Raw genomic sequence first — 12,194 nt, forward strand, 5'->3', positions numbered from 1 at the left:
CGTCGCTTCGCTCCTGCTTCGCCCTAGGATGACGAAATACCAAAGCCGCCCGACAATCTCGTAGCTAGCGTTTCAGGATCGTGCGCAGATGATCGAGGATCATGGCGACTCCCTTTTCTCCAAGCTTAACCGAAGCGTCCTTGGCGGTCGCCGTGTACCAGCTCTTGTTGTCTTCGAAGTGAGCGGCATCGACGGCCTCCGGGCATAGCGCCAGCATCAGCGACGTCTCGCCAATGCCGGCATGATCGAACGGGTACTTGCCGCTCATGTCAGCCGACATCAGCGGATGCACCTGAACCCAGTTGAAGAAGTTTTCACCCGCGGCATGCCCGGAGTAATAGTCCGCCATCGCCTCGGAGCCCCACCAACCCTCGCCACGTTCCTTCTCGAGGAAGCGGAAGATCGCCTGGCGGCCGGCGGTCTTGAACGCCAGATCGGTTGGCATGCCGGCAGCAAAGTTCTCGGTCTGGTGATGGATGATGGCGTGGATGTTGCGAAAGCCGATGCGCAGCAGGCTGTAGAACAGCTCCTCCCCGAACGGCGCCAGCGCGTTGCCGCCGACCTGCACCGAGCCGCTGCCTTCCGGCGGCGCCACAGCGTAGCTCGCAGCACCGTAGTAGAAGGGCGGCAGGACAACGACATCCTTCTCCTTTTCGAACAGCTCCAGGGTCTTGATGACGGCCAGAGTGTCCATGCCGACGGCCATGTGCTCGCCATGGTATTCGAGCACGCCGAGCGGCAAGGCGACCGGCCAGTTCTCGGCGATCGCCCTGCGGATCTGGTGTGGCAGCATCAGTTCGTAACGCATGATCTATTCCATGTTGGTGTGGCGGGCACGCATCGCGTCCGGCGACTGGCCGGTCAGGACCTTGAGCTTCAGCACCATCACCTCGAACAGCAGAAACAATGCGCCTTCGAAGACCGAGCCCATCGGCAGGACCGATGTCTTCTGCGTCCCCTGATCGTTGGCCATGGTCTGCGCGGGAATGAGCAGCGTGAAATCGGCGCGCTTTGCAGCACCGCTTTCAGCCTGAGCGGTCAGCAGCAGATTGGTCGCGCCGGCACCCTGCGCGACCTGCATCAAGGTCAGCACGGTCGAGGTTTCTCCCGGCCCGGAACTGACCAGGAAGACATCGCCCGACCCCAGAGGCGGCGTGGTCATGTCGCCTACCACGGCGACCGGCAGGCCAAGATGGTAGAGCCGCATGGCAAAGCCCTTGACCTGCAAGGCCTCGCGGCCACAGCCATAGACGACGATCTGTCGGGCGCCGGCAAGCATCTTGCAGGCAGCATCGATCCGGTGCTCGTCGACGCGCGCCAGCACGCCGCCGAGTTCGTCAAGGGCGGTCTCGAACAGGCCTTTGCTCTTGTCGCTCACCGCAGACCTGCCATCGAAAACACCCTGGGATTTGCCGCTCTTGCTGCCATGAACAGCTTGATTTCGTTCATGCTAGCAACCGCGAAAATGCGTGTCCAATGCGCAGCTATGCTTTTGCCACGCCGCAGGCATGATAGTGTCATGTCAGACAAATCAAGCGAGGCAAACGGCAGGACATGAAGACACGGCATTTCGACCGCATCGGCAATGGCGGCATCGGTTTCACCGAACTCGGCTTCGGCACGGCGCCGCTCGGCAATCTTTATCGTGCCGTCTCGGACGAGGATGCCAATGCCACGCTGGAGGCCGCCTGGGCGACCGGCTGCCGCTACTACGACACCGCGCCGCTCTACGGGCTTGGCCTGTCTGAAACGCGGCTCAACCCGTTCCTGCGCGGCAAGAAGCGCGACGACTATGTGCTGTCGAGCAAGGTCGGCCGCATCATGCGCGCCTGCCCACCGGAAGAGCGCACCGGCATCGGCAAGTTCTTCGACACCCCATCGCGCCGCGAGGTGTACGACTACAGCTATGACGGCGTCATGCGCTCGTTTGAAGCCTCGCTGGAGCGCCTCGGCGTCGACCGCATCGACATCCTGTTCGTGCACGATGTCGACATCTTCACCCATGGCAGCAAGGAAGCGTCCGACCGGCGCATCGAGGAGTTCATGCGCTCGGGCTATTACGGCTTGCTCTCGCTCCGCGACCAGGGCGTGATCAAGGCGTTCGGCGGCGGCATCAATGAGTGGCAGGTTGCGCAGACGCTGGCCGAGCGCGGCGATTTCGACCTGTTCCTGCTTGCCGGGCGCTATACGCTGCTAGAACAGGACGCGCTGACATCCTTCCTGCCTCTCTGCCAGGCACGCGGCATCGGCATCGTTCTCGGCGGGCCCTACAACTCCGGCATCCTCGCAACGGGGCCGAAGCCGGGCGCGTATTACAATTATTCCGAAGCGCCGAAGGACATCCTTGACCGGGTCGCCGGTATCGAGAGCGTCTGCAAGCGCCATGGCGTGCGGCTGATCGAGGCCGCCCTGCAATTCCCGCTGCTGCACCCGTCGGTCGTCTCGGTGATCCCCGGTGGCCAGCGGCCGAGCGAAGTCGAGAGCAACCGCTCGCTGCTCGATGCGAAACTGCCCACAGCGCTTTGGGCCGATCTCAAGAAGGAAGGCCTCATGCGCCCCGAGGCACCGACCGCATAGTTTGCTTCGCGCGACCGCACGTCCCCAACGGGGCACAAAAATGAAAAGCCGGGCAAGCCCGGCTTTTCTGGTCTCTGAAAAGAAAAAAGGCGCCTAGTTGACTGCGTCCTTGAGGCCCTTGCCGGCCGAGAACTTCGGCACGGTGCGCGCCGGGATCTGGACTTCGGCGCCGGTCTGCGGGTTGCGGCCGGTCGAAGCCGCACGCTTTGACACGGTGAAATTGCCAAAGCCGACAAGCCGGACATCGCCGCCCTTCTTCAGTTCGCCGCTGATCACGGAAAATACCGCATCGACCGCCGACTGCGCGTCACCCTTCGAAATGCTCGCGGCGTCGGCGACAGCGGACACCAGTTCGTTCTTGTTCATTAAAATTCCCTTCCATGAGAACACCGGAACTATCGACTCATCCGGCAGGAAACGGACTTTAGAAAGAAGCGTTGCCGCAACCAAGTCGAAAAGGCAGGAAAAAAGCGGAAAAAGCCCGGAAATGCTGGGTTTTTCACATGAAAAAGCCGGGCGCTAGGCCCGGCTCTCCGTTTGTGCACTGCAACCTTGGCGAAAACCAACGCATGGCCCCGAAAACCGCAGTCGGTTTCCGGAAGGAACCATGCGCAAGTCCAGGTGTTAAAGCCCCGTTTGCGCGTCCAGGTGGACGCGTGAAGCTCTAATGCGCAAGCGTCTTTCCGGCATCGTCCGTGGTGTCGGTCGTGGCCGGAGGATTGACCGGTTCGACCCATTCGATCGGCTCCGGCATACGCACCAGCGCGTGGCGCAACACCTCACCGACCCGTGCGACCGGAATGATCTCCATCCCGTTCTTCACATTGTCCGGAATCTCCGCCAGGTCCTTGGCGTTGTCTTCCGGGATCAGCACCTTCTTGATGCCGCCGCGCAATGCGGCAAGCAGCTTCTCCTTCAGGCCGCCGATCGGCAGAACCCTGCCGCGCAGCGTGATCTCGCCGGTCATCGCGACATCCGCCTTGATCGGAATGCCGGTCAGAACGGAGATGATCGCGGTGGCCATCGCCACGCCAGCCGACGGTCCGTCCTTGGGCGTCGCACCTTCCGGCACGTGCACGTGGATGTCGCGCTTGTCGAACAGCGGCGGCTCGATGCCGAAATCGACGGCGCGCGAGCGGACATAGGAGGCCGCCGCCGAGATCGATTCCTTCATCACGTCGCGCAGATTGCCGGTCACCGTCATGCGGCCCTTGCCGGGCATCATGACGCCTTCGACCGTCAGCAGCTCGCCGCCGACTTCCGTCCAGGCGAGCCCGGTAACGACGCCGACCTGATCGTCGGCCTCGACCTGACCGAAGCGGAAGCGCGGAACACCGAGGTAGTCGGCGAGATTCTCCGCCGTGATGTTTACCGTCTTCTTCTTCGTCTTCAGTATCTCGGTCACCGACTTGCGAGCGAGCTTCATCAGCTCGCGCTCCAGGCTCCTGACGCCCGCTTCACGGGTATAGGTCTGGATGATGGCGCGGATCGCGTCCTCGCCGACGGAGAACTCCTTCGGCTGCAGGGCGTGATCGCGGATCACCTTCGGCATCAGGTGCCGCTTGGCGATTTCGATCTTCTCGTCCTCGGTGTAGCCGGCGATACGGATGATCTCCATGCGGTCCATCAAGGGCGCAGGGATGTTCAGCGTGTTCGCCGTCGTTACGAACATCACGCTCGACAGGTCGTATTCGACCTCGAGGTAATGGTCCATGAACGTCGAGTTCTGCTCGGGATCGAGCACCTCGAGCAGCGCCGATGACGGATCGCCACGGAAGTCCTGGCCCATCTTGTCGATCTCGTCGAGCAGGAAGAGCGGGTTGGACTTCTTCGCCTTCTTCATCGACTGGATGACCTTGCCGGGCATCGAGCCGATATAGGTGCGGCGATGGCCACGGATCTCGGCTTCGTCACGCACGCCGCCCAGCGCCATGCGGATGAATTCGCGACCGGTCGCCTTGGCGATCGACTTGCCGAGCGAGGTCTTGCCGACGCCGGGAGGGCCGACGAGGCACAGGATCGGCCCCTTCAGCTTCTTCTGGCGGCTTTGCACGGCAAGGTACTCGACGATGCGGTCCTTGACCTTGTCGAGGCCGAAATGATCGGTGTCGAGCACGTTCTGCGCGAAGGCCAGGTCCTGCTTGACCTTGGAGTTCTTGCCCCACGGAATCGACAGTATCCAGTCGAGATAGTTGCGCACGACGGTCGATTCAGCCGACATCGGCGACATCGTCCTGAGCTTCTTCAACTCGGCTTCCGCCTTTTCGCGGGCCTCCTTGGAGAGCTTGGTCTTCTTGATGCGCGCCTCGATCTCGGCGGCTTCGTCGCGGCCGTCCTCGCCCTCGCCGAGCTCCTTCTGGATCGCCTTCATCTGCTCGTTGAGGTAGTATTCGCGCTGCGTCTTCTCCATCTGGCGCTTGACGCGCGAGCGGATGCGCTTCTCCACCTGCAGGACGGAGATTTCGGCTTCCATGAAGCCCATCGCCTTTTCCAGCCGCTCCTTGACCGAGAGCGTGGCCAGCATTTCCTGCTTTTCAGGAATCTTGATGGCGAGATGCGAAGCGACCGTATCGGCGAGCTTGGAATAGTCGTCGATCTGGCTGGCAGCGCCCACCACTTCGGGCGAGATCTTCTTGTTCAGCTTGACGTAGTTCTCGAAGTCAGTGACGACCGACCGCGCCAACGCCTCGACCTCGACCTCTTCCTCCTCCGGCTCGACCAGCGCCGCGGCACGGGCCTCGTGGAAGTCGGGACGGTCGGTGAACGAGACGATTTTTGCACGCGAAGCGCCCTCGACCAGAACCTTGACGGTGCCGTCGGGCAGCTTCAGCAATTGCAGCACGTTGGCGAGCGTACCGATGTCGAAGATGGCATCGGGCTCGGGATCGTCGTCTGCGGCATTCATCTGGGTGGCAAGCAGGATCTGCTTTTCCTGACCCATCACCTCTTCCAGCGCCTTGATCGACTTCTCACGCCCAACGAAGAGCGGAACGATCATATGCGGGAACACCACGATGTCGCGCAGTGGGAGAACTGCGAAGACGCCGTCGCTGGGTGCCTTGGATATTTTGGCCATTGTCCAACCTTTCATGTCGCGGCCGCCAATCAGCCAACCGCGAATCTTATATTAACGACCGGGGATCGTTCCGCCTACCACCGTTTGTGACGGGAGTTTTACAAGCACAGAAATCGGGCACCTCGGCCTTCTCCAGTTAGTTGGATGCACGACCCCCAAAGATCAAGGGGCATGTCCAAATCCACACTTTCAACCCGTCCGCGAGTGACACATTTGCGACGCCCAGCCCGTACGCCGCGCAAAACCGCTGTGCGACAGCAAAACGGCGCCTTGCGGCGCCGTTTCAGAATTTCGCTGCGGGCTCATGTCAGGCGCTGACATTGCCCTTCTTTTCCTTCTGCTCGGAGTAGATGTAGAGCGGCCGGGCGCTGCCGGTCACCACTTCTTCCGAAATCACCACTTCGCGCACGCCTTCGAGTGCGGGAAGCTCGAACATCGTGTCGAGCAGGATCGCTTCCATGATCGAACGCAGGCCGCGGGCGCCGGTCTTGCGCTCGATGGCGCGCTTGGCGATCGCCGACAGCGCGTTCTCGTGGAAGGTCAGGTCGACATTCTCCATCTCGAACAGCCGCTGATACTGCTTGACCAGCGCGTTTTTCGGTTCGGTCAGGATCTGGATCAACGCCGGCTCGTCGAGATCTTCCAGCGTCGCCAGAACCGGCAGACGGCCGACAAACTCGGGGATAAGGCCGAACTTCAACAGATCTTCGGGCTCGACCAGGCGGAAGACATCGCCGGTGCGGCGATCCTCCGGCGAAGCGACGACCGCGCCGAAGCCGATCGAGGTCTTGCGGCCGCGATCCGAAATGATCTTGTCCAGCCCGGCAAAGGCGCCGCCGCAGATGAACAGGATGTTGGCGGTGTCGACCTGCAGGAACTCCTGCTGCGGATGCTTGCGGCCGCCCTGCGGCGGGACGGAAGCAACCGTGCCTTCCATGATCTTCAAGAGTGCCTGCTGCACGCCCTCGCCCGACACGTCGCGGGTGATCGAGGGGTTGTCCGACTTGCGCGAAATCTTGTCGATTTCGTCGATGTAGACGATGCCGCGCTGGGCACGCTCGACATTGTAGTCGGCCGATTGCAACAGCTTCAGGATGATGTTTTCGACGTCCTCGCCGACATAACCGGCTTCGGTCAGCGTCGTCGCGTCAGCCATGGTGAAGGGCACGTCGATGATGCGGGCCAGCGTCTGCGCAAGCAGGGTCTTGCCGCAACCGGTCGGGCCGATCAGCAGGATGTTGGACTTCGCCAGCTCGACATCGTTGTTCTTGCCGGCATGCGCGAGGCGCTTGTAGTGGTTGTGGACCGCCACCGACAGCACGCGCTTGGCGTAGGGCTGGCCGATGACATAGTCGTCGAGAACCTTGAGGATCTCCTGCGGTGTCGGCACGCCTTCGCGCGACTTCACCATCGAGGTCTTGTTCTCCTCGCGGATGATGTCCATGCAGAGTTCGACGCACTCGTCGCAGATGAAGACCGTCGGACCGGCGATCAGCTTGCGCACTTCGTGCTGGCTTTTGCCGCAAAACGAGCAGTAAAGCGTGTTCTTGGAATCGCCGCTGTTGTTGCCGACCTTGCTCATTTTCATGTCCTTTCATGGCCGCCCGCCGATGGTCTGGCTGAAAGGGCGCATACTCTATCTATCGCGGGAATCCGCCGCCGCCAGTGTGTCCCGGCTCCTGCAACGCATTCCGTACGAAACACAAATCAGAAAACGTGGCAACGATTCGCGACAACCCCGCATAAAGCTAAGCCGCCGAAACTCAACATAGCCTTAACGTAGGCAATCCTGTCCCCCGAGGGAACAGCCAATTGTGGCCGAAATGCCGCAAGACGCGCCAAAAGCGCGTGATGGTGCCATCCAACTGCCAACTGGCCTTTATGCCACAGCGCTTTCTGCCGCTTCGCGCGACGAAATGACCTTGTCGATGAGGCCGAAATCCTTGGCTTCGTCGGCCGTCATGAAATGGTCGCGGTCGAGCGTCTTCTCGATCTCGTCGTAGCTCTTGCCGGTGTGCTTGACGTAGACCTCGTTGAGGCGACGCTTCAGCTTGATGATATCCAGGGCATGGCGCTCGATGTCGGATGCCTGGCCCTGGAAGCCGCCGGAAGGCTGGTGAACCATGATGCGGGCGTTCGGCGTGGCAAAGCGCATGTCCTTGTGGCCGGCGGTCAGAAGCAGCGAGCCCATCGAGGCCGCCTGGCCGATGCAGAGCGTCGACACGGCCGGCTTGATGAACTGCATGGTGTCGTAGATCGCCATGCCCGAGGTGACGACGCCGCCCGGCGAATTGATGTAGAGGTTGATTTCCTTCTTCGGATTCTCGGCTTCCAGGAACAAAAGCTGCGCGCAGACCAGCGTCGCCATGCCGTCCTCGACCGGACCGGTGATGAAAATGATGCGCTCCTTGAGGAGGCGCGAGAAAATGTCGTAGGCCCGCTCGCCGCGATTGGTCTGTTCGACCACCATCGGAACGAGGTTCATGTAGGTTTCGACGGGGTTCTTCATTCGCTATCTCTTATCTCGCGGTGGGATTCCGGCGCCGGGAATGCTGGCAGATCGGGCAGAATCGGTTCTGGATCGTTATTCCGTAAATAGGATGCCGGCTCATCCTTGTGCAAGGCCGACCCGTCCTAGCCATCTGGGTAAGTCGAATCAAGGTTACATTTCATGGGATTCATCGACCTGTGCCGTGATCGTTCAGGGGCGGCGTCACCACCGTAGCAATTTCTTAACCGCATCGCTTAACGAAATACGGCAAATCCACTTCCCCCCGACGTCCCTTCCCCTACAATCCAACGTTGAACCGTCATTGTGCCGTTCACAGGGGGAGTGTCATGTCTGGGAAAACCGCATGCTTCACCATTGCCGGGCTGACCGTGCTCGGCACGATTTCGCAGACAGCGGCCGGCGGCCGGGCCGTCGAATGCTATGAACCTGTCCGCACCTCGGCCGTCTACGACACGGTCTATGAAGACGTGCTGATCAGTCCGCCCGGCCAGCAGGTTGACTACACTCCGCCCATCTACGGTACGCGCGAACGCGTGGTGATGACGGTTCCGGCACAAGTGACCTACGAGGTCGTGCCCGCGATCACCCGCACCGTCTACCATACGGTCCGGGTCGATGGCGGCTATTCCTGGGAATGGCGCGTCATCCATGGCCGCAAGGTGCTGTGCAAGATCTGGCACAAGGCGCGCTATGAGCGCGTCGCCGAAACCGTGGTGATCCAGCCCGAACGCACGCGCCGTGTCGTCATCCCGGCACAGTACGACAGCATCGCGGAGGAAGTGCTGGTGCAGCCGGAGCAAAGGCGCATCATCGATATCCCCGCCTCCTACCGGACCGTGGCGCGCCGCGTGCTGGTCCGTGAAGGGTCTTCAGGCTGGCGGCGCGTGCATATTCCGAGGCACTGCCAGGATTAAGTTTGGGCCGGCAGGATTCATTTCTCCGAATGGTTTGCGGGCCCAACTCAATCAGAAGCCCCCGCTTTCGACCCTCAAGTCAGTCATCAGGCAGCCGCAGAGGCAGCCTTGAAAGCTGAGGCAGCGGCCGCCATCTCGATTTCGCCCTGGAACTTATCCAAGAAGTCCTCTCGCCCGATCTCGCCCATATCAACAGCTTTCGCTCCACCTGCCGCAATGAAGGATATGTCGGTGATGCCGATGACGTTCAGGATCAGCCGCAAATACTGGGTCGCAATGTCTCGATCGCGGATTGGGGAACCCTCGGTGTAAACGCCGCCGGAAGCCATAAGCACAGTCGCCTTCTTGCCGCTAACAAGGCCCTTGCCGTCCATCCCGAGCGTCAGCCCCTTACGGACGATGTGATCAACCCAAGCCTTGAGCGCCGCCGGGACGTTGTAGTTGTACACGGGCGTGGCAATGACGAGATGGTCGGTCGCCAGCAGCTCCGCGACGAGGCTGTCCGACAGCCGGAGCACTTCCTTCATTTCGGCCGAATGCTGATCAGGCGGCGTGAAATAAGCCTTGAGCCACGGCGCGTTCACGAACGACAGGCCCGTTTCCATCAGATCGCGGGTAACCACCTGCCCATCAGGGTGGGCTGCCTGCCATTCAGCGACAAAACGGCGGGTGAGATTGCGCGAGATCGAATAATCACCGCGCGGGCTGGACTCGACAACGAGAATGCGTGGCATGAATGGTCTCCTTGGATTGAATCAGCCGAAGCGGAAGCCGGAAATCGGCTTGCCGAGAGCGCGACTGTGAGTGCAGCTTGCGCCGTAGACACCGTCGTAAAAAGAGATAATGATCCGATCATCTCTATCAGTTTGGATGATGGATGCTCGGCAGTTTGACCTTGGACCAGCTACGCGTGCTGGTGGCGATTGTTGAAACGGGCAGCTTCTCGGCTGCTGGCCGTAAGCTCCACCGTGCCCAATCCGCGATCAGTCAGACCATCGCAACGCTGGAAGACGTACAGGGGGTCACCCTCTTCGACCGCAGCAATTATCGCCCGCTCCTGACTGATGTGGGCCGCGCGCTGGTCGCTCAGGCTCGTATCGTCCTCTCAGGCACGGCGCGTTTCGAGGCGATGGCTGCCGGCACGCGGGATGGACTTGAGCCCGAGCTTGCGGTCGCGATCGATCCATTGGTGCCCACTGCGCCCTTCATCGATAGCCTGCATGCGCTCCGCGAGGTCTTTCCTCACCTGCCGGTGAGCTTCTCGACCGAGGGGCTGGGCGGCGCCGAGCGGCGATTGCGCCGGGGTGATGCCGCGCTCGCCTTCTGCGTCCTTCTGCCGAGCGCGCCTGAAGATATTGTGGCTTTGCCGCTGCTCGGCGTGCGGCTGCTCCCGGTCGTGGCGCCAACCCATCCGCTTGCCCGGCTCGGCCGGCCCCTCACCCACCCGGACCTGGATGAGCATGTACAACTCGTGCTGTCCGACCCGTCTACACCGGACAGTCCAAGCTACGGCGTGGTTGGAACCAAGGTGTGGCGGTTCGTTGAGCTTGGGCGCCGACTTGATTTCCTCCTCGCGGGGTTTGGCTGGTGCCGAATGCCCGAATATCTGGTGACGCCGCTTCTGGCCGAAGGCCGCCTCGTCCCGTTGCCGATCAAGGACGATCCCGCCGGCGCTCACGGCCCTCTGACAATCTACGCCGCGCATATGCGAGACCGTCCCCTCGGCCGCGCAGGCGCATGGCTTCTCGACAATCTTCAGGCTCGGTTCAATCCGATTTCAGTGCATCATGGCTCAGAACCGGACAGAGCAATTTCCACCCATCGCTGACATTCTCGATTGGGTTTAACCTTGCCTAGCGGTTAAAACGACACGCTTAGTTCCCATCAGCACAATGGCAAGAACCGACCAATATTGGTCGTAGGAGCCGATCAGCGTTGACCCGCAATCTGCCATTCCGGCGCCCGTTATGGAGATTGGTCCCATGACCCAGGTTTCAGTTTTAAACTAGGCCACCTCCGCTCGCAGCCATGCCGTCAAGCCGGCGATATCGCCATTGCCAACGGCCGCCGCAACGCGCCGGCCGACCGCTGCGCCGAACTTGTAGCCATGGCCGGAGCAAGCCGAGACGATCAGGCATTTTCCTTGCGCATGGGCGAAGAACTTCTCGTCGTCGGTGAAGGTGTAGGCGCAGGTGACGACCTCGGTCACCCTGTATTCCTCGATCCGGGCGATCGGCGGCGAGAACAGGTTGCGGATCGCCTCGCCCTCGCCCGGCACCGGCTGACGATTCCAGTCGGCATCGCTGGTCGGCACCCTGTGCAGCCCGGAACCGAATTTCATGCCGGCGCCGCCCGAGGGCGGGATCACATAGCCGTCGACCGCGCCGCCGACATCGAGGACAACGGGTGAAGCCTGCCAGGCGGCCTCGAGGTCGGCCGGCGGTTCGACATAGGCGAGTGCGGTTCGATAGGTCTTCAGCTCGCCGTCCAACTCCGGGAACAGTTTCAATACCCAGGCCCCTGCCGTGACGACGATGCGGTCGGCCTGCATGGTCTCGCCGCTCTCGAGCACGATATGGCCGGCCTCGGAGTCAACCGCGGTGACTTTGCTGTGTTCGTAGACATTGGCGCCGTTGGCGCGCAGCCACTTTGCCAGGCCGGAGGCGATCTTGCGGCAATGCAGCGCGCCGCCTTCGGTCGAAAAATAGGCATAGCGGAACGAACCGGCTTCGAGGAACGGCCAACGTTTCACGGCCGCGTCCGGCTCCAGCAATTCGAAAGGAAAATTGCCTTCTTCCAGGCCCTCGCGATATTCCTCGGCCTCATCGCCGGGCTCGCGCGAAACGCAGACAAATCCGCGCGCATCGAGATGGCTTTCGCCGAGATCGGCCCACATCGCGTCCCAGGCCTGATAGGCTTCGGTGATCAGCCGGCCATAGCCGGTTCCCGCCCGGTAGGCGCGGCGGATGATGCGATGGTGGTCACCCGACGCGGCCAGCGGATTGGGGATCGGTCCCTGCTCGACGATCGAAACGCTGTGACCCGCCTTGACCAGCGACCACGCGGTGGAGAGACCGGCAATACCCGCGCCGACAACAATGACATTCATCAGTTC

Annotated in this window: 11 protein-coding genes; 3 read left to right on the forward strand and 8 right to left on the reverse strand. The window is 61.5% G+C overall.

The window, feature by feature from the left end:
• Window positions 1-64 precede the first annotated feature (64 nt).
• Both NKI73_RS10585 and NKI73_RS10590 read right to left on the reverse strand, forming a co-directional pair.
• Window positions 65-808: a creatininase family protein gene (locus tag NKI73_RS10585; protein WP_352629255.1), complete on the reverse strand. Its 744-nt coding sequence runs from the start codon at window positions 806-808 to the stop codon at window positions 65-67.
• Between the two features lie 3 nt (window positions 809-811).
• Complete coding sequence (locus NKI73_RS10590; RefSeq protein ID WP_352629256.1) at window positions 812-1,378, reverse strand: SIS domain-containing protein; 567 nt, start codon at window positions 1,376-1,378, stop codon at window positions 812-814.
• A 176-nt stretch (window positions 1,379-1,554) separates the two neighbouring features.
• On the opposite strand from NKI73_RS10590, the gene NKI73_RS10595 reads away from it, so the two are divergent.
• A complete protein-coding gene (locus NKI73_RS10595) occupies window positions 1,555-2,577 on the forward strand; it encodes an aldo/keto reductase (protein ID WP_352629258.1) in 1,023 nt (340 codons plus the stop codon).
• Between the two features lie 93 nt (window positions 2,578-2,670).
• Here NKI73_RS10595 and NKI73_RS10600 read toward each other — a convergent pair whose 3' ends face one another.
• From NKI73_RS10600 to NKI73_RS10615, 4 genes are all read right to left on the reverse strand, one after another.
• Window positions 2,671-2,943, reverse strand: coding sequence for an HU family DNA-binding protein (locus NKI73_RS10600; RefSeq protein ID WP_027143628.1), 273 nt, complete (start codon window positions 2,941-2,943; stop codon window positions 2,671-2,673).
• A 298-nt stretch (window positions 2,944-3,241) separates the two neighbouring features.
• A complete protein-coding gene (gene lon, locus NKI73_RS10605) occupies window positions 3,242-5,653 on the reverse strand; it encodes an endopeptidase La (RefSeq protein ID WP_352629261.1) in 2,412 nt (803 codons plus the stop codon).
• A 307-nt stretch (window positions 5,654-5,960) separates the two neighbouring features.
• Entirely contained in the window at window positions 5,961-7,235 is a 1,275-nt protein-coding gene (gene clpX / locus NKI73_RS10610; RefSeq protein ID WP_013532190.1) for an ATP-dependent Clp protease ATP-binding subunit ClpX, read from the reverse strand.
• Between the two features lie 297 nt (window positions 7,236-7,532).
• Window positions 7,533-8,162 (reverse strand): ATP-dependent Clp protease proteolytic subunit, encoded by a 630-nt coding sequence (locus NKI73_RS10615; protein ID WP_352629263.1) that lies wholly within the window; start codon window positions 8,160-8,162, stop codon window positions 7,533-7,535.
• 329 nt (window positions 8,163-8,491) lie between these two features.
• Between NKI73_RS10615 and NKI73_RS10620 the strand changes: the two genes are divergently transcribed.
• Window positions 8,492-9,079, forward strand: coding sequence for a hypothetical protein (locus tag NKI73_RS10620; protein WP_352629265.1), 588 nt, complete (start codon window positions 8,492-8,494; stop codon window positions 9,077-9,079).
• 86 nt (window positions 9,080-9,165) lie between these two features.
• Here NKI73_RS10620 and NKI73_RS10625 read toward each other — a convergent pair whose 3' ends face one another.
• Complete coding sequence (locus NKI73_RS10625) at window positions 9,166-9,813, reverse strand: FMN-dependent NADH-azoreductase (RefSeq protein ID WP_352629266.1); 648 nt, start codon at window positions 9,811-9,813, stop codon at window positions 9,166-9,168.
• A gap of 143 nt (window positions 9,814-9,956) precedes the next feature.
• Between NKI73_RS10625 and NKI73_RS10630 the strand changes: the two genes are divergently transcribed.
• Window positions 9,957-10,907, forward strand: coding sequence for a LysR family transcriptional regulator (locus NKI73_RS10630; RefSeq protein WP_352629267.1), 951 nt, complete (start codon window positions 9,957-9,959; stop codon window positions 10,905-10,907).
• A 177-nt stretch (window positions 10,908-11,084) separates the two neighbouring features.
• Here NKI73_RS10630 and NKI73_RS10635 read toward each other — a convergent pair whose 3' ends face one another.
• Window positions 11,085-12,188 (reverse strand): NAD(P)/FAD-dependent oxidoreductase, encoded by a 1,104-nt coding sequence (locus NKI73_RS10635; RefSeq protein WP_352629269.1) that lies wholly within the window; start codon window positions 12,186-12,188, stop codon window positions 11,085-11,087.
• Window positions 12,189-12,194 lie beyond the last annotated feature (6 nt).

This window comes from Mesorhizobium sp. M0496 (genome assembly GCF_040321205.1).
Lineage (GTDB): Bacteria > Pseudomonadota > Alphaproteobacteria > Rhizobiales > Rhizobiaceae > Mesorhizobium.

Coding starts and splice junctions, on each gene's coding strand:
- NKI73_RS10585 (WP_352629255.1), bottom strand. CDS start 808: ATGCGTTACGAACTGATGCTGCCACACCAGATCCGCAGGGCGATCGCC.
- NKI73_RS10595 (WP_352629258.1), top strand. CDS start 1,555: ATGAAGACACGGCATTTCGACCGCATCGGCAATGGCGGCATCGGTTTC.
- NKI73_RS10600 (WP_027143628.1), bottom strand. CDS start 2,943: ATGAACAAGAACGAACTGGTGTCCGCTGTCGCCGACGCCGCGAGCATT.
- lon (WP_352629261.1), bottom strand. CDS start 5,653: ATGGCCAAAATATCCAAGGCACCCAGCGACGGCGTCTTCGCAGTTCTC.
- clpX (WP_013532190.1), bottom strand. CDS start 7,235: ATGAGCAAGGTCGGCAACAACAGCGGCGATTCCAAGAACACGCTTTAC.
- NKI73_RS10615 (WP_352629263.1), bottom strand. CDS start 8,162: ATGAAGAACCCCGTCGAAACCTACATGAACCTCGTTCCGATGGTGGTC.
- NKI73_RS10620 (WP_352629265.1), top strand. CDS start 8,492: ATGTCTGGGAAAACCGCATGCTTCACCATTGCCGGGCTGACCGTGCTC.
- NKI73_RS10625 (WP_352629266.1), bottom strand. CDS start 9,813: ATGCCACGCATTCTCGTTGTCGAGTCCAGCCCGCGCGGTGATTATTCG.
- NKI73_RS10630 (WP_352629267.1), top strand. CDS start 9,957: ATGCTCGGCAGTTTGACCTTGGACCAGCTACGCGTGCTGGTGGCGATT.
- NKI73_RS10635 (WP_352629269.1), bottom strand. CDS start 12,188: ATGAATGTCATTGTTGTCGGCGCGGGTATTGCCGGTCTCTCCACCGCG.